Source organism: Achromobacter sp. GD03932 (genome assembly GCF_029839485.1).
Taxonomy (GTDB): domain Bacteria; phylum Pseudomonadota; class Gammaproteobacteria; order Burkholderiales; family Burkholderiaceae_B; genus Achromobacter; species Achromobacter bronchisepticus_A.
In genome coordinates this window covers 147,127-163,046 of the sequence record NZ_JAOCAT010000002.1, presented here as the reverse complement: position 1 = coordinate 163,046, position 15,920 = coordinate 147,127, and the positions used below count along the sequence as shown (strand labels likewise).

Here is a 15,920-nt window from a genome sequence, read left to right as displayed (position 1 = left end):
CCAACGAATCCATGGGGAATGCATATGTTGCGTACCAAGCTGGCCCGCTGCCTGCGCGCAGCCGGGCTTGCCTGCGGCCTGCTGGCGGCCTGCGCCGCCGCGGCGGCCGCCTATCCGGACAAGCCGCTGAAGCTCGTCGTGCCGCAAGCGGCGGGCGGCGGCACCGATGTCATCGGCCGCCTTTGGGCCGACTACATGTCGCGGCATCTCAATGTGCCGGTGGTGGTCGAGAACCGCCCGGGCGCCAACGGCATCCTGGCCTCCAGCCATGTCGCCAAGCAACCCGCCGACGGCTACACCGTTCTGATCAGCGGCATCTCGTACCTGGCGTTCAACCCCTACATGTACAAGAACCTGCCCTACGACCCGGGCAAGGACTTCGACGGCGTCAGCCTGCTGGTCAACACGCCCTTCCTGCTCGTCGCCAATCCGCAGACCGGCATACGTTCATTCAAGGACCTGGTCGAAAAAGCCAGGGCCGCCCCCGAGAGCCTTAACTTCGCTTCGGCGGGCAAAGGCAACTCCACGCATCTGGTCGTGGAAATGCTCGAACAGCGCCTGGGGTTGCGCCTGACCCACGTGCCCTACAACGGCGCCGCCGCGGGGCTGACCAGCGTCATGGCCAACCAGACGCAGCTCATGGCGGACGTGCTGAATACCGCCGCCGTGCAGGCCAAGGCGGGCAAGGTCGTGCCGCTTGCGGTGGTGGGCTCGCGGCGCGCGGCCAGCGTGCCGGACGTGCCCACGCTGGCCGAGTTGGGCATCGCCGATTTCCCGCTGCCGGGCTGGTATGCCCTGGTCGCCCCCAAGGGCACGCCCTCGGCCGCCATCGACCGCCTCAATGCCGAAACCCGGCGCTTCTTCGAAGACCCGGCCGTCAAGACGCGCTTGCAGGAGCTCCAGCTCGAACCCCTGCCGTCCACGCCGCAGGCGGTCGCGGAATCGGTCGCGCGCGACAGCGCGGCCTGGGGACCGCTGATACGCCAGCTCGGCCTGAACAACGACTGACCGCAACCCTGAAAGGAAAGACATGCCCAAGCTCAGCAATGCCGTCTGGCGCTATCGCCACGAAAAAATGACGGCACTGATGGACGACCTGGCCGCCGATGCCATCGTGTTCACCTCGGCGGATTTCTTCCAGTTCGCCACCAACTTCCACACCGACGTCCTGCCCTGGGAACGCCCCATCTTCGCAGTGGTGCCGCGCAATGGCGCACCCTTCCTGGTGATGAACGAACTGTCGACGCATCACATGCGCTTCTCGCAAGAGCAAGGCAAGGTCTGGATCACCGACATCACCTACTACGCGGAACACCCGCGCGTCACCGACCGCCTGCCCTTGATCACCCAGCTGCCGGAAGTGCTGGCGGAACGCCTGCGGCAGGCCGGGCTGGCGCGTTCGCGCATCGCGGTCGAAGGCGGCAGCCCCGTGCTGGCGCAGCTGGGCCGCCTATTGCCCGATCTGACGCTGCGCGCGGCCACGGCGGAATGCCGTTCGCTGCGCTGGCAGAAGCACGAGGAAGAGATTGCCGTGATGGCGGCGGCCGCGTCGATCTCCGACTGGATACAGGACCGGTACCGCGAGAACATCCGTCCCGGCAGGCTGGTCCAGGAACTGGATTTCGCCATGGCCTCGCTGTTCGTGCAGGAAGCCGCCGAACGCTTTCCGGGCGAGCAATTCGAAGTCATCCGCTGCTGGACGCTGAGCGGCCCGGCGTCCGCCTCGCCGCATGGCGACGGCGCCTCCTGCGGCGCGCGGATCAAGGAAGGCGACGTGCTGGTCAACATCGTCATCCCGCGCCTGAACGGGCTGACCATCGAGAATGAGCGCACCTGGTTTTGCGGCGCGCCCTCCGCGGAGCAAACCCGGCTCTGGTCCGCGGCCAAGGCCGCCAACGAAGCGGCCATCGCCGCGGCCCGCACCGGCAACCCGGTGTGCATGATGGACGCGGCCGCGCAGGCCGAAATCGAAAAGGCCGGCTACGCCAACTTCATCCGCCATCGCACCGGGCACGCCGTCGGCATCATCCACCACGAATACCCGGAAGACATGGCCTTCTGCCAGCGTCCGCTGCTGGCCAACGAGGTGTATTCCGCGGAGCCTGGCATCTACGCCTATGGCATAGGCGGATTCCGCCTGGACGACACGGTGGTGGTGGGCGATACGCCGCGCGTGCTGACCGGCACGCCCAAGACGCTGGAATACGCCACCGTCAGGTAGGCTGGCCGGCCCCGGGCGCTTCCTGCGCGAGATCCTGCGCCTCGTCGCGCAGGATCTCGCGCAACCAGGGCAGCACGATGCTGGGCGAATCCGCGGCCCACAGCATGCCTATGGGGCCGAACTCCAGACAAGTCGGCGCCTGCACGATGCTGATGAGGTTCAGCCTTTCGTACATGTGGGCCACGGAGCTGGCCAGCGTCGCGACGTACTCCCTGTCCTGCAGCAGCGATAACAGGGCCACCAGCGAACTGGTTTCCACCGCGGGCTTGGGCGGCGTCAGACCCGCGTCCACCAGCGCCTGGTCCAGCCTGACGCGCGACAGCACGCCCGGCGGCGGCAGGATCCAGGGATAGCCCTGCGTGTCCGCCCACTGCGGCGCAACCATGCCGGCCAGCGGATGTCCGCGCCGCGCCACCAGGCTGAAGCTGTCCGTCATCAGCCACTGTGCGCACAAGCCGGAGCGGCTGGCGCGCAGATCCAGAGGCCCGATGATGAGATCGATCTCGTGGCGCGCCACCCGTTCGATCAGCGGATCCAGCAGGCCTTCGACCAGTTCGATCTGCACGTCCGGCGCGCGCTGGTGCAGCGTGGCGATGGCGCGCGGCAACAGCACTGGCGCGGCCGACAGGATGGTGCCGATATGCAGGCGGCCGGCGACGCCGGCCTTGACCGCCTCGATCTCCTCGCCCGTGCGCGCGGTGTCGCCCAGCACGCGGCAGGCATAGCGCCACAACGAGCGCCCCGCTTCGGTCAGCGCCAGCGTCCTGCCGCGCGCGAACAGCGGCGTGCCCACCATGTCTTCCATATCGCTCAGCCAGTGCGACAGCGCGGGCTGCGTCATGTGCATGGCCTTGGCCGCGGCCGTGACGGTTCCGGCCTTTTCCAGGGCGATCAGGACTTCCAGGTGGCGCAGCTTCAGGCGCCGCGTCCAGAGCAATTCGGAGAGGGGGGCAATCATGCGGAAATGGTAATGGATATCTCAGGTTTATTCATTGGCCGTCTATGGGCTTCATGCCCAAAATGGGCACCTCCCGAATCGCCCCAGATGGCCCCATGACCGCAGTCTCCATTTCCTCCGAATCGTCCCTGCAAGCCGTGGCCTGCGGCCTGGCGCTGGACGGCCAGCCCGGCGCCGGCCTGCGCGCGCTGGGCCAGGCGTTGCAGCAGCGCATCGGCTACCGCCTGTTCACCGTGCTGGTGCTGGACTGGGAGGCGGGACTGAACCGTCGCTACTACTCCAGCCAGCCCGCGGCCTATCCCGCCGGCGGCAGCAAGCCCATGCGCCACGACAGCGAGTTCTTCGCCACCGTGGTGCAGCAAGGCGAGGCGCGCCTGTGCATGGATCGCGGCGACTGCGAACGGGCCTTTCCCGACCATGAACTGATCGCCTCGCTGGGCTGCGCCAGCGCCGTCAACGTGCCGGTGCGCTGGAACGGGCGGACGCTGGGCTCATTGAATCTGCTGCACCAGGCCGGCTGGTACCGGCGCGACATGCTCGCGGAACTGGGCTGGTATGCGGCGCTGGCCATACCCGTAGTACAGGACATCATCCGAACCTCCCAAAACCACAAGGGGAAATCATGAAGCGCCTACGCAGCCATATCGCCGCCCTGCTGTTGTGCCTGGGCCCCGCCGCCGCCCAGGCGGCGCCGGACGCCTACCCGGCCAAGCCGATCACCATCGTCTATCCCTACGCGCCCGGCTCCGCTTCCGACACGCTGACGCGCCTGATCGCGGAGTCGCTGCAAAAGCAGCTGGGCCAGCCCGTCATCGTCGAAAGCCGGCCGGGCGCCGGCGGTTCGATCGCCACCGAGCACGTGGTGCGCGCGGCGCCCGACGGCTATACGCTGCTGCTGTCGGCCAGCGGCACCATCGCCGTCAATCCGCACATCTACAAGCTGCGCTACCAGCCGGTGAACGACCTGGCGCATATCTCCATCGCGGTGGAAGTGCCCTTCGTCTTCGTGGTCAACAAGGATTTCCCCGCGCAGGACTACGCCGCCTTCCAGGCGCTGGCGCGGCAAAAGCCCGCCGGCCTGACCTCGGCCAACGCCGGTCTGGGCACGCAGGCCCACCTGACGCAGGCCGCCTTCGCCAAGCAGGCTGGCCTGAACCTGAACATCGTCGCGTACAAGGGCGCCGCGCCCGCCGTCAACGACCTGATGGGCGGCCACATCGATTCGATGATGGACAACGCGGCCTCGCAGATTCCCTACGTCAGCGCGGGCAAGACCACGGCCCTGTTCGTCACCAGCGACTATCGATTCGACGGCTATCCCAAAGTCCCCACGGCCAAGGAGCTGGGCATTACCGGCCTGGTGCCGGCGGGCTGGTTCGGATTGGCCGCGCCCAAGGGCACGCCCGATGCCGTGATCGAAAAGCTGCACGGCGCTCTGGTCGCCGGACTGAGAGGCGCGGACACCGAACGCAAGCTCAAGGATCTGGGCTGGGTCATCGTCGCCAATGCGCCGCAACAGGCCAGGGAACGCGCGCAGGCGGATTTCACCCGCCTGGGAGAGGTCGCACGGGACATCGAGCTCAAGGTGCAGTGACAACCCTGGGGCTGACATGCGCCGGACCGACACCCGCCGGGCGGCCTGACTATGCGGCGGCGCCTCGCCGCCGCAACGCTGCCGCCAGCCCGCGTACCTCGTCCAGGGCGCCCGCCACGCCCTGCTCGGCCAACACCTGCGCCAGCCGCGAACCCACCACGACGAGATCGGCATGCCTGGCGACGAGCCGGGCTTCGTCGGGCGAGCGCACGCCGAAGCCCGCGGCCACCGGCAGCCGGGTATGCGAACGCAGCCGCTCCAAGTCCTGGGCGATGCGGCGCTCGTCGGGCAGGTCGGCACCCGTCGTGCCGGCCAGCATGATGTGATAGACGAAGCCGCTGGCGTCGCGCAGCAAGCCCGCCAGCCGCGCGTTCTCGGACGTCGGCGCGGACATGCGGAGCAGATGCAGGCCATGCGCGCGCGCCGCGCCGCCGATCTCGTCAGCGTGTTCAAGCGGCAGGTCGATGATGATCAGGCCATCCACGCCCGCCGCGGCCGCGTCCTCGATAAAGCCGTCAACGCCACGCCGCAGGATGGGATTCAGATAGCCCATCAGCACCACGGGCGTATGCGCGTCCGCCTCGCGGAAATCGCGCACCAGGGCCAGCGTGCGCCTCAGGGTCTGGCCGCCGGCCAGCGCGCGCACGTTGGCCTGTTGCAGCACGGGACCGTCCGCGACCGGATCGCTGAACGGCATGCCGAGTTCGATCACGTCAGCGCCCGCCGCGCCCAAGCCGCGCAGGAGCTCCAGGCATGCGGCGGGATCGGGATCGCCCGCCGCAAAATAGGTCACCAGCCCACTGCGGCCGGATTGGCGCAGCGCTGCCAAGGTTCGATCAAGCCGGGTCATGCCGCCACCTCGCCAAATTGAGTCACCGTGTCCATGTCCTTGTCGCCGCGTCCGCTCAGGCATACGACGAGAATCTCGTCACGCCCCATCCGCGGCGCCAGCTTGCGCACGTAGGCCAGCGCATGCGCGCTTTCCAGCGCGGGCAGGATGCCTTCCTTGCGCGTCAGCCAATGGAAGGCCGATACGGCCTCGGCGTCCGTGACCGACACGTAGTCCACGCGTTTGCGATCATGCAGCAAGGCGTGCTCGGGACCGACGCCGGGATAGTCGAGGCCGGCCGATATCGAATGCGCGTTGACGATCTGGCCGTCTTCGTCCTGCAGGTAATAGCTGCGACAGCCGTGCAGCACGCCCTCGTAGCCCGCGCTGATGCTGGCCGCGTGGGCCCCGCTGGCCAGACCCAGCCCGCCGGCTTCCACGCCGTACAGGCGCACGTCCGCAAGCTCCAGGAAGGGATAGAAGAAACCCATCGCGTTGGAGCCTCCGCCCACGCAAGCCACCATGGCGTCGGGCATGCGGCCGGTCTTGGCCGCGATCTGCTGGCGCGTCTCCTCCCCGATCACCTTCTGGAACTCGCGCACCAGCCAGGGATAAGGGTGCGGTCCGGCGCCGGTACCCAGTAGGTAGTACGTGTCGGCCGGGTGGGCGATCCAGTCGCGCAAGGCCTCGTTCATGGCGTCCTTCAGCGTGGCGGTGCCGGCATGCACCGCGCGCACCTCGGCGCCCAGCATGCGCATGCGGCGCACGTTGACGGACTGGCGCTCCATGTCCTCGGCGCCCATGTAGACCACGCACTGCAGGCCGAACAGGGCGCAGACCGTGGCAGTGGCCACGCCATGCTGGCCCGCGCCGGTTTCAGCAATGATGCGGCGCTTGCCCATGCGGCGAGCCAGCAGGATCTGCCCCAGGCAATTGTTGATCTTGTGCGCGCCGGTGTGGTTGAGGTCTTCGCGCTTGAGGTAGACCTGCGCGCCACCCAGCTCCTCGGAAACGCCGCGGGCCAGGAACAGCGGGCTCGGCCGGCCCACATAGTCGGCCAGCAGGCCGCGGTAGGTCTGCCAGAAGGCTTCGTCCGCCAAAGCCGCCTTGAACTGGCGTTCGAGTTCGTCCAGGGCGGGGACCAGCGTTTCGGGCATGTAGCGGCCGCCGTAGGGGCCGAATTGGCCTCGGCTGTCGGGCGCGGCCGGATGGATGGCGGATGGCATGGGCAAGTTTTCCGTGACGGGATAGAGATAACTTGCCTTATGCTATCTTCACAAAAAATTTATTTGAATCAATGATTTATTTCCCATACATGTAAGGCCAGCTAACAGCCATGCGACGCCTGCCGTCCCTCAATGCCCTGCGCTTCTTCGACAGCGCGGCTCGCCAGGCAAGCTTCACGCTGGCCGCCAAGGAACTCTGCGTGACCCACAGCGCGGTCAGCCAGCAGATCCGGCAGCTGGAAGACTGGCTGGGCTGCGCCTTGTTCGAGCGCCGCGCCGGGCGCGTCCACCTGACCGCGGCGGGCCTGGATCTGCAGCGCGCCGCGCATGATGCCTTCGACCTGCTGGAACGCCGCTGCGATGAACTCAGGCGCGGCACGCAGCCAGCGGAACTGGCGGTGGGCGCGCCCGCCAGCTTTCTTTCCAACTGGCTGATCCCGCGGCTTGACCGGTTCGAAGCCCTGCATCCGGACATCCGCATCAGGCTGCAGACAGCCGCCGACGCCGCCCTGCTGAACACGCAGCGCGTGGACGCGCTGATCCTGGCCGGACGCGCCTGGCCGCAAGAATGGGATGTCACGCCGCTCTTCGCCGAAACCATAGGTCCGGTCTGCACCCCGGCCCTGGCCGCGCGTATCCGCAGCGCGGCCGACGTGCAGGACATGCCGCTGCTGCACACCAGTTCGCGGCCCGACGCCTGGAAGGATTGGGCGGCGCGCCAGGGCATCGCGCTGACGCCACGGCAAGCCGGGCGCGAGTTCGACCATCTGGGCCACATGCTGGAAGCCGCCGCGGCCGGGCTGGGCGTGGCCATCGCGCCGGCGGTGCTGGTGGAAGCCGAACTGCACCGAGGCAGGCTGGCCGCGCCGCTGGGCTTCGTCGAAAGCGGCGCGGCCTTCAGCCTGTGCCTGCGCAAGGATGCGGTCCGCGCCGACGCCGCGCACGAACGCCTGCGCGACTGGCTGCTGGCCAGCGCCGGCGCGAACTGATGCCATCCACGCAACGCGCGCAAACCGGTTACGCTTGCGCGCCGAACCACACCGCCGAAACATATCCATGAAAAAGCTCTGCGCGATATTGGGCCTGGTGGTCCCCACGCTAGCCAGCGCCGCCTACAGTCTTTCCGCCACCGAGGCGGCGGTACTGGAAGCGGTGCTGCGCGACGAGCTCGACACCTACCTGCAAGGCGGCAACAGCCTTATCGGAGCAAGGCTCGGCCTGCCCGCGGCGACCGCCGAAACCGTGTCCCGGGCCTATGCCAACGGCCCGACCGCGCGCTTTCCCGCGTCGCTGGATATGAACATGCTGATCGCCGGCCCGATCGATGCCGGCAAGCGTAGGGACGGACAGGCCGTATCGTTCGCCACCGCCGGATCGCCGACGGTCCGGGCGCATCTGCCCGCCGGCCTCACGCCGTCCGCGCACCTGGCCCTGGCATGCCGCCGCATGCAGTGGGTCGACCATTCCCCCACCTTCATGGACTGCCGCGACGCGGCCCCTGCCGGCAAAGCGGAAGCCGCCCGCCTGAAGCGCGACCTGGACGGCTTCTACCTGGGCAAGCCGACCGACATCCAGGTGTCCCAGCTGGCCGTCAATATATCGGTGTACGCCAGCCTGCTGGCGCCCGGCCACGGCTGCCCGAAGGACATCGAGACGTGCCGCCAGGCCATCCAGGGCGTCGACGGCGCCAGCCAGAGCAAGCAACTGCCGGCAATCGTGCGGCGCTTCCAGCAGGCGGGGCTGGATCTCAGCCCGTACCGGGGCGACAAGGCGGCAACCGCGCCGGCTCGCTAGCGCGCGCAGTGGGCCGTGCCGGGCCGCGACCGAGCTTACGAAGCGGCCTGTACCGCCCCCATTTATTGCAATTCCGCGCCGCTATACTGGTCTCACCTCAATACCCTTTACGCGCCGCGCCTTTTCTGCTGCGCCCCGTTATGCACGTCTTGTTGGCCATGCTGCGCCCCGTTGGCCGGGCGCTATTCTGTACCGTCGCCACCCTGCTCTGCGCCCAGGCCTACGCCGCGCCACCGACGCTGGCGCAATGCCATGGCATCAAGGATATGGCTTTCGTCGCCCACCTGGACGACGACCTGCTGTTCATGAACCCGGACATCGCCTCCAACATCCAGGCAGGGGGCTGCGTGCGGCTGGTCTACCTGACCGCCAGCGATGCCGGCGAAGGCGAAAGCTACATGCTGGGACGCGAACGCGGCGTGCGCTCCGCCTATGCCTACATGGCGCATCAACCGGACGAATGGAAAGAAGACTCCGGCACCGCGGGCGGACGGCGCATCGCGCGCTTTACCCTCAAGGGCAATCCGCGCGTGCAGCTTTGGCACATGCGCCTGAAGGATCCGTGGCTGGGCAAGGGCTGGGGCAGCCTGACGCCGCTGAGCCGCACCGAATCCGTACCCGGACAGAACGTCGACACGCTGGGCCCCTATGCCGAGTCCTACACGCGCGAACAGTTGATCGACACCCTGGCCGACCTGATCCGCCAGTACGCGCCGACCACGGTGCGCCACCTCGACGACACCATCGCCGTGCCTTACACGCAGCTGTGCTGGCGCTGCGCCGGCCACGGCCATCCCGACCATATCGCCAGCGCCCGGCTGGCGCGCGAAGCCATGCTGCGCGCGCCCGGCAACTACGCCGAGATGGGCTATGTCGATTACCCCAGCCAGGAACGCGCCACCAACCTGACCCAGGCGGAGATCGCCAGCAAGTCGCTGATCTTCCAGCACTACGCCTGGAACGACTACCACTATTGCGCCGGCCCCACCGGCTGCAAGGAACCCGCCGGCCCGGCGGCCGCCTGGGTCCAGCGCGCCTATTACGTGTCGCGCCAGGACATCGCGCCGCAGCTCTACCCGGACGGGCGCGGCGGCATGGTGGTGTTCGCCGCTGGCGAAACCAATGGCGCGGTGAACCGTTGGGACACCGGCGAGCGCCGCTGGCAAAGCCTGGGCGGGCGCACCAGCGGGCCGCTGGTCTCGTTCAGCCATACCGATGGCACGGCCGGCCTGATGGCGCGCGACCCGCTGGGCGGCGTATGGGCCAACAAGCAGCGCCATGACGGCACCTGGCAGGGCTGGCAGGCGCTGGGCGGCCTGCGCGTGACCCAGATCCCGGCCGTGGCGCCGCGCGGCGAGGCCGCCGCCGTGGCGCTGGGCTACGACGGGCTGCTGCACTGGATAACCCCGTCCGGCATCGACGGCAGCTGGGGCGCCTGGCAGGACCTGCCGCCGCTGGAAGGCGTGACCGGCTCCCCGGCCGCGGCGCTGGGTGGCGACGGACGCTACATCATCTTCGCGATCACCGGGACTGGCGAGCTCTACTACACCCGCCAACTGCCTGCCGCCAAGAGCCAGCTCCCCGAATGGCAGGACTGGCGCCGCGTGCCCGCGCCCCAGGCCGCTGGCGGCCTGGCGGCGATCCGCAATCACCAGAACCGCGTCGAACTCTATTTCCGCCAGCGCGGCAACAACCACCTGACCCGGCTGATGGAGACCGGCGACACCACCGATCTCGACATGGACTGGGGCTCTCCGACCGACATGGGCGTGCCCTACATCGGCCGCCCGGCCATCAGCGCCGATGCCAGCGGCAACGTCATGGTCGCGCTACTGGAACGCGCCGGCGGACAGCTCTGGCTGGTGGAGCACGGCAGGCCGTCCAAGCTGGACGCCCAGGCGGCCTCGCCGCCCGCGCTCAATCTGGTCAACGGCACGCTTTACATCGTCGCCCGCGCCACCGGCGGCCCGCAGCGCTACGAGGTGCTGTCGCGCCACGATGGCAACTGGACCCGCGGCGTCACCCTGGAGGGCGTGCCATCCGCTGGCGGCGGCCCCTTTGAAACCGTGGCCGCGCGCCCCATCGACCTGCCCAAGCTCGGCGCCAATGACGCCAACAAGGCGGCGGTGGTGCGCCCCTCTGCCGAGGATCCCGGCACGCTCAGCGTAGGCCGCATGCCGACGCAAGCGTCCCAGGCGGCGACGCCGACCACGGTGCGGTGATGATTTCGGTTCTTGTCATCCCTCGTTACCGGAGGGAAAATCCCGCCTAGCCGCGGGGTCCGGCCCGCGCGCGCCAAGCGCCATGTCGCCGCAAGGGGGGAACCGCAAGTGAAGGATGCAGTCCAGTACCAGACTCACACCCCCACCCTGCTCGAACCCGACCCCTCGTCGGACTGGCTCTACCACTGCGCGATGAGCCTGCTCAAGCTCCCCGCCGACGACGCGATCTCCGAACAGCTGGCCTACATGGGCGAGACCTCGGACGTGGACCGGTCCTGGATGATCGAGTACCGCCCGGACATGCTGCGCCTGCGCAATACCCATGAATGGTGCCGCGGAATGACCGAGCCCTTCGTCGCCGAACTCCAGGACGTGCCGACCACGCTGATCGCCTGGCTGCACAAGTTCATGGTCAAGGGCCAGGCGGTCGCGATCCACGACGTCAACGACCTGCCCCGCACCGCCCGCGCCATCCAGGTCGAGTTCCAGCGCCAGGGCAACAAGAGCGTACTGAGCGTGCCGGTTTTCCACGACAAGAAGCTCTACGGCATCATCGGCTTCGACACCACCGTGCGGCACCGGACCTGGTCCGCCGACGAGGTCCGCGCCCTCTACCAATGCGCCAACCTGATCGGCCAGGCCAAGTACGGCAACAGCCGCGAACGCGGACGCACGCCACGCTACGACAGCGCCACGTCCGTGATCTATCTCAGCATGCGCGGCGTGGTCCGCGGCGTGCAGCCCGAAACCATCGTGGGCGTGCGCTCGGCGGGCAACTACAGCGAGATCTGGCTGGAAGACGGGTCGATGGTGCTGGACTCGCGCGCGCTCGGCATATGGTCGACCCTGCTGCCGGAACAGACCTTCTTCCGTGTACACCGCACCGCCATTGCAAACGCATTGCATGTCATGGACGTGGACCGCCGCAGCGTCGACAAGTGGTTGATCCGGATGCGAGCCGTGGACGAGACCTGGCCGGTGTCGCGCTCATACCGCAAACCGCTGCGCGAACGCATGGGAATCTGAACCGGGCGAGCCTGCGAAATATGCAGTTCGTCATGCCGGCATGTTGTTTCGTCCTGCCGCAAGTGGCCGCGCAACGGGTTTTTGGGATCATCGCAGGCAAAGGAACAGCCGTTCCCACAGTCCCGCAAAGAGAACCGCATGCTGACATCCCGCATCCTGCCGCGCATCACTTCCCTAGCCTTGAGCGCCGCCTGCGCACTGGGCGCCAGCCAGGCCCGCGCGGCCGACCTGGCACTGCAGGATGCCGTCTCCATGGCCGGCATGCAGCTGTACCTGAACTCGGGCGCGCCGGGACTGATCATCGCGGCCGTGCGCGGCGATGAGGTCGTGATTCAGGGCTATGGCGAAACCGCGCCAGGCAGCGGCGTCGAACCCGACGGCCGCTCCATTTTCAGGATCGCTTCGGTATCCAAGGTGTTCGCCGGCGACGTATTGGCGGCGCTGGCGGCCAAGGACAAGCTGAAGCTGACGGATCCCCTGGCCAACTATGCGCCGGAAAACGCCAAGGTCCAAGCCAACGGCCGTCCGCTGACCCTGCTGGACCTGGCCACGCATTCGGCCGGCCTGCCGCGTGAACTGCCCAACCCCGACGCCAAGCCCTCCGACAATCCGTTCGCCGCGTTCGACCGCGCCTATTACTGGAAGTGGGTCGGCAGCCACCAGCCGGCCTACGTGCCCGGCACCACCACGCTGTATTCCAACCTGGGCTTCGGCCTGCTGGGCGATGCGCTGGCCAAGGCCGGCGGCGCGGACTATTCGACCGTGCTGGCCGACGAAGTCCTGAAACCCGCCGGCATGACCGACACCACCAATGCGCTGAGCGACACGCAGAAAAAGCGCCTGATGACCGGCCTGGATCCCTTCGACAAGCCCGATCCCAATGCCCCTGTGCCTGACGTGATGTACGCCAGCGCCGGCATCTACTCCACCGCCGACGACATGGCGCGCTGGATGCGCTGGCACCTGGACGGCGCCAAACAATCGAAGCAGGCGTCGTTGCTGGCGCACACGATGTGGCTGCCCTATGACGGACTGAAGTCCGTCGTAGGCACGGAAGTCACCGATGCCGACGGCATGGGCCTGGGCTGGGTGGTGACCCTGCCGCGCAACGGCACGCCCTTGCTGCTGGGCAAGAGCGGCGGCCTGGGCGGCTTCATGTCCTACGCCGTGCTGTCGCCCAACCGCGGGCTGGGCGTGTTCGTCGTCGCCAGCCGCGTGAACTTCGCCATGTTCAACAACATCCATTCCCAGGTGCGTGAACTGGCGGCCGAGTTGGCGCGGTGAACGGACCCCGCCGGCCGCTGCGCCAGGCCGCAGCGGCCGCGCTGCTGGCCGTGGCCGCGCAAGGCGCGTGCGCGCAGGAAGCCCGGGATATCTTCAAGACGGAGATCTTCCTCACGCCCTACAGCGAGCTGGGCGAGGGCGGCGCAACCTATCCGCGGCTCAACGGCCGCTTCCTGCTGATGACCGGCTATACCGGTTTCTTCGGCGTGCAGGACGACAACGGCCAGCTTCCCCGCTCGCACTGGAGCAGCGTGCAGCCCACTGCGGAGGCGGCCCTGGTGCTGCAGCTGACGCGGCAGTTTTCGATCCGCACCAAGGCGACGTTCAACTCGTCCACCAACGACACCAAGGACAATGCGTTTTCCGACCTGGGCGTGAATCTGGACAACCTGTTCGCCGCCTATACCGCGGACAACTACGCGCTGTACGGCGGCAAGATGGACCTGGGCTTTGGCGACGCCTGGCACGTGATCGATGGCTTATACACGGGCTTCAACGAGAACTCGGAATTCCGCGGCTCGATCGGGCTGGGCGGGCGCTACACCCTGGATACCTCGGGCCGCGGAACGCACTCCGTGGCCGCCATGCTGTTCAAGCGCGACAACACCGCGATGAACCGACGCTTCAGCCTGGACGGCGGCCTCATCGGGCCCGATCAGCCGCCGATGTTCAGCGACCAGTTGAAGTCCTTCATCCTTTCCTACGATTTCCGCGATCTGCCCGGACTGGAAGGACTGTCGGGCGGGCTGGACGCGGGCCGGCTGCATCTGGATCCGAATCAAGGGAAAAGCGCCAACACGGTGTCGGCCCGGCTGCGCTACGACGCGCCGCTGGCCAACTCGTGGAATCTCAGCTGGTTCAACGAAGCTACTTATTCCAGCGCCTTTCGCGGCGCCCCCGTGTCCAACGGCAACGGCGTGACCTCGGTCTCGTTGTCGCGCGACCGCTGGCAGCTGACCGCGACGGCCGCCGTGCGCAAGCTTTCCGGCAACGGCCAGAAGCTGGCGCAGCATGGCCTGCAAGACGACACGGATTGGGGCATTTCAGGCGCGGTCACCTACGTCACCCCCATGGGATTCATCGTGCAGGCCGGGCTCACGCATCAGCGCGACCAGGCCCTGCGCATCAACCAGGGCGTTTTCCGCATCGCTTACCAAGCAGGATTCTGAGGCCATCATGAACCGCAAACACACGCTCGTCACCGGAATCATCCTTCTTGCGCTGGGCGGCGGCACGGCCGTCTGGTCGCAGCCCGTGCCCATCGCCAGCGCGCCGAATCCGCCCGCGGACGCCGTCGCCATCCCGCCTGGCAGCAAGGAGCGCGCCGTGCAGGAACTGCCGCAAATCGTCGCGGACATCATGCGGCGCAGCCAGGTGCCGGGCATGGCCGTGGCAGTGGTCATCGACGGCAAGACCGTGCTGGCGCAGGGATACGGCACGCGCGAGGCCGGCAAGCAGGCGCCGGTGGATGCGCAGACCGTGTTCCAGATCGCATCGATCTCCAAGTCGCTGTCGGCGACAGTGGCGGCGATTGAAGTATCCAAGGGCCGCGCCTCCTGGGACGATCCGGTCTCGCGCTATCTGCCGGACTTCAGGCTGAGCAACGCCTATGTGTCCGAACGCGCCACGATCGGCGATTTCTTCGCGCACCGTTCCGGCCTGCCGGGCACGGCGGGCGACGATCTCGAAGACCTGGGCTTCAGCCGCGGCGACGTGATCGCCCGCCTGCGCCTGCTGCCGCTGGACGCCTTCCGCACGTCCTACCACTATGCCAACTTCAGCACCACCATCGGCGCCGAAGCGGTGGCCAAGGCCGCCGGACGCCCCTGGGAGCAACTGGCCGACGACCAACTTTTCAAGCCCTTGGGCATGAAGTCGACCAGCTACCGTTACGGCGACTTCGAGGCGCGCGACAATCGCGCCGTGCTGCACGCCTACCAGCACGGCCGCTTCGTGCCCGCGGGCCAGCGCAACGCCGATCAGCAGGCGCCCGCGGGCGGCGTGTCCTCCACCGTCGTCGACCTGGCGGAATGGCTGAAGCTGCTACTCGCGGACGGGCAATATCAAGGCAAGGCCTTGATCGCCCCCGGCGCGCTGTTGCCCGCGCTCTCCCCCCAGGCATTCAGCGCCCGCGCGCATGACCTGGACTCGCGCTCCGGCTTCTACGGCTATGGCTTCAATGTCAACACGGAACTGGGCGGACGCCCTTCAATGGGGCATTCCGGCGCCTTCCTGATGGGAACGGGAACGACCTTCCGCATCGTCCCTTCGGCCGGCATCGGCATCGTGGTGCTGACCAATGGCGCGCCGGTGGGCGCGGCCGAATCCGTCGCGGCATCGTTCACCGACACCGCCTTGTACGGCAAGCCCACGCGCGACTGGTTCGCGGCCTACAACGGCGCGATGAAGGCGTTCTTCGAACCCCAGGCCGATCTGTCCGGACAGGCCGATCCCGCCAAGCCCGCAGCTTCGAAAGCGCTGTCGCAATACACCGGCAGGTTCGACAACCCCTACTACGGCCCCGCCGAGATCCAGGAGGCCAACGGCGCCCTGACCCTGGTGCTGGGACCCAAGGGCATGCGCATCCCCTTGCGGCACTGGGACGGCGACACCTACGCTTTCGCGCCCGTGGGCGAAGCCGAACTGGTCGCCTCGCTGGCGTCCATCGTCTTCAGGATGGATCAGGGACGGGCCCAGGGCTTCGACATCAAGTTCTACGACGACAGCGGCCAGGGTCGCTGGGTCCGCAAGTAGCCGCCGCGCCCC

At 67.8% G+C, this 15,920-nt stretch carries 14 protein-coding genes; 11 read left to right on the top strand and 3 right to left on the bottom strand.

Annotation, left to right across the window (positions count from 1 at the left end; all coding sequences use genetic code 11):
• The first annotated feature begins 24 nt into the window (after positions 1–24).
• Both N5C88_RS02425 and N5C88_RS02420 read left to right on the top strand, forming a co-directional pair.
• A complete protein-coding gene (locus N5C88_RS02425; RefSeq protein ID WP_280014610.1) occupies positions 25–1,008 on the top strand; it encodes a tripartite tricarboxylate transporter substrate binding protein in 984 nt (327 codons plus the stop codon).
• 22 nt (positions 1,009–1,030) lie between these two features.
• The gene (locus N5C88_RS02420) at positions 1,031–2,221 is read left to right on the top strand and encodes a Xaa-Pro peptidase family protein (protein WP_059378673.1); all 1,191 of its coding nucleotides are present in this window, start codon (positions 1,031–1,033) and stop codon (positions 2,219–2,221) included.
• Here the strand turns inward: N5C88_RS02420 and N5C88_RS02415 are convergent.
• On the bottom strand, positions 2,214–3,179 hold the full coding sequence (locus N5C88_RS02415; protein ID WP_280014609.1) for a LysR family transcriptional regulator: 966 nt from the start codon (positions 3,177–3,179) through the stop codon (positions 2,214–2,216). The genes N5C88_RS02420 and N5C88_RS02415 overlap by 8 nt on opposite strands.
• 95 nt (positions 3,180–3,274) lie before the next feature.
• On the opposite strand from N5C88_RS02415, the gene N5C88_RS02410 reads away from it, so the two are divergent.
• Together N5C88_RS02410 and N5C88_RS02405 are read left to right on the top strand one after the other, a co-directional pair.
• Positions 3,275–3,805 (top strand): GAF domain-containing protein, encoded by a 531-nt coding sequence (locus tag N5C88_RS02410; protein WP_059378853.1) that lies wholly within the window; start codon positions 3,275–3,277, stop codon positions 3,803–3,805.
• A complete protein-coding gene (locus N5C88_RS02405) occupies positions 3,802–4,773 on the top strand; it encodes a tripartite tricarboxylate transporter substrate binding protein (RefSeq protein WP_280014608.1) in 972 nt (323 codons plus the stop codon). The genes N5C88_RS02410 and N5C88_RS02405 overlap by 4 nt, the downstream gene beginning before the upstream one ends.
• Before the next feature lie 49 nt (positions 4,774–4,822).
• Here N5C88_RS02405 and trpA read toward each other — a convergent pair whose 3' ends face one another.
• On the bottom strand, positions 4,823–5,623 hold the full coding sequence (trpA, locus tag N5C88_RS02400) for a tryptophan synthase subunit alpha (protein ID WP_280014607.1): 801 nt from the start codon (positions 5,621–5,623) through the stop codon (positions 4,823–4,825).
• Positions 5,620–6,828 (bottom strand): tryptophan synthase subunit beta, encoded by a 1,209-nt coding sequence (gene trpB, locus N5C88_RS02395; RefSeq protein ID WP_059378668.1) that lies wholly within the window; start codon positions 6,826–6,828, stop codon positions 5,620–5,622. The genes trpA and trpB overlap by 4 nt, the downstream gene beginning before the upstream one ends.
• A gap of 110 nt (positions 6,829–6,938) precedes the next feature.
• Between trpB and N5C88_RS02390 the strand changes: the two genes are divergently transcribed.
• From N5C88_RS02390 to N5C88_RS02360, 7 genes are all read left to right on the top strand, one after another.
• The gene (locus N5C88_RS02390; protein ID WP_280014606.1) at positions 6,939–7,817 is read left to right on the top strand and encodes a LysR substrate-binding domain-containing protein; all 879 of its coding nucleotides are present in this window, start codon (positions 6,939–6,941) and stop codon (positions 7,815–7,817) included.
• A gap of 67 nt (positions 7,818–7,884) precedes the next feature.
• Positions 7,885–8,622 (top strand): hypothetical protein, encoded by a 738-nt coding sequence (locus N5C88_RS02385; protein ID WP_280014605.1) that lies wholly within the window; start codon positions 7,885–7,887, stop codon positions 8,620–8,622.
• Positions 8,623–8,762: 140 nt separating this feature from the next.
• A complete protein-coding gene (locus N5C88_RS02380; protein WP_118931289.1) occupies positions 8,763–10,844 on the top strand; it encodes a PIG-L family deacetylase in 2,082 nt (693 codons plus the stop codon).
• A 108-nt stretch (positions 10,845–10,952) separates the two neighbouring features.
• On the top strand, positions 10,953–11,870 hold the full coding sequence (locus tag N5C88_RS02375) for a LytTR family transcriptional regulator DNA-binding domain-containing protein (protein ID WP_280014604.1): 918 nt from the start codon (positions 10,953–10,955) through the stop codon (positions 11,868–11,870).
• A gap of 138 nt (positions 11,871–12,008) precedes the next feature.
• Positions 12,009–13,154 carry a D-alanyl-D-alanine-carboxypeptidase/endopeptidase AmpH gene (ampH, locus tag N5C88_RS02370; protein ID WP_280014603.1) on the top strand — a complete coding sequence of 382 codons (1,146 nt, stop codon included), beginning with the start codon at positions 12,009–12,011 and terminating at the stop codon, positions 13,152–13,154.
• Positions 13,151–14,323 carry a hypothetical protein gene (locus N5C88_RS02365; protein ID WP_280014602.1) on the top strand — a complete coding sequence of 391 codons (1,173 nt, stop codon included), beginning with the start codon at positions 13,151–13,153 and terminating at the stop codon, positions 14,321–14,323. The genes ampH and N5C88_RS02365 overlap by 4 nt, the downstream gene beginning before the upstream one ends.
• A 7-nt stretch (positions 14,324–14,330) precedes the next feature.
• A complete protein-coding gene (locus N5C88_RS02360) occupies positions 14,331–15,908 on the top strand; it encodes a serine hydrolase (protein WP_280014601.1) in 1,578 nt (525 codons plus the stop codon).
• The last annotated feature ends 12 nt before the right edge of the window (positions 15,909–15,920 follow it).

Excerpts from the sequence above, each read along its gene's own strand:
- N5C88_RS02425 (WP_280014610.1), top strand. The coding sequence starts at position 25 with ATGTTGCGTACCAAGCTGGCCCGCTGCCTGCGCGCAGCCGGGCTTGCC.
- N5C88_RS02420 (WP_059378673.1), top strand. The coding sequence starts at position 1,031 with ATGCCCAAGCTCAGCAATGCCGTCTGGCGCTATCGCCACGAAAAAATG.
- N5C88_RS02415 (WP_280014609.1), bottom strand. The coding sequence starts at position 3,179 with ATGATTGCCCCCCTCTCCGAATTGCTCTGGACGCGGCGCCTGAAGCTG.
- N5C88_RS02410 (WP_059378853.1), top strand. The coding sequence starts at position 3,275 with ATGACCGCAGTCTCCATTTCCTCCGAATCGTCCCTGCAAGCCGTGGCC.
- N5C88_RS02405 (WP_280014608.1), top strand. The coding sequence starts at position 3,802 with ATGAAGCGCCTACGCAGCCATATCGCCGCCCTGCTGTTGTGCCTGGGC.
- trpA (WP_280014607.1), bottom strand. The coding sequence starts at position 5,623 with ATGACCCGGCTTGATCGAACCTTGGCAGCGCTGCGCCAATCCGGCCGC.
- trpB (WP_059378668.1), bottom strand. The coding sequence starts at position 6,828 with ATGCCATCCGCCATCCATCCGGCCGCGCCCGACAGCCGAGGCCAATTC.
- N5C88_RS02390 (WP_280014606.1), top strand. The coding sequence starts at position 6,939 with ATGCGACGCCTGCCGTCCCTCAATGCCCTGCGCTTCTTCGACAGCGCG.
- N5C88_RS02385 (WP_280014605.1), top strand. The coding sequence starts at position 7,885 with ATGAAAAAGCTCTGCGCGATATTGGGCCTGGTGGTCCCCACGCTAGCC.
- N5C88_RS02380 (WP_118931289.1), top strand. The coding sequence starts at position 8,763 with ATGCACGTCTTGTTGGCCATGCTGCGCCCCGTTGGCCGGGCGCTATTC.
- ampH (WP_280014603.1), top strand. The coding sequence starts at position 12,009 with ATGCTGACATCCCGCATCCTGCCGCGCATCACTTCCCTAGCCTTGAGC.
- N5C88_RS02360 (WP_280014601.1), top strand. The coding sequence starts at position 14,331 with ATGAACCGCAAACACACGCTCGTCACCGGAATCATCCTTCTTGCGCTG.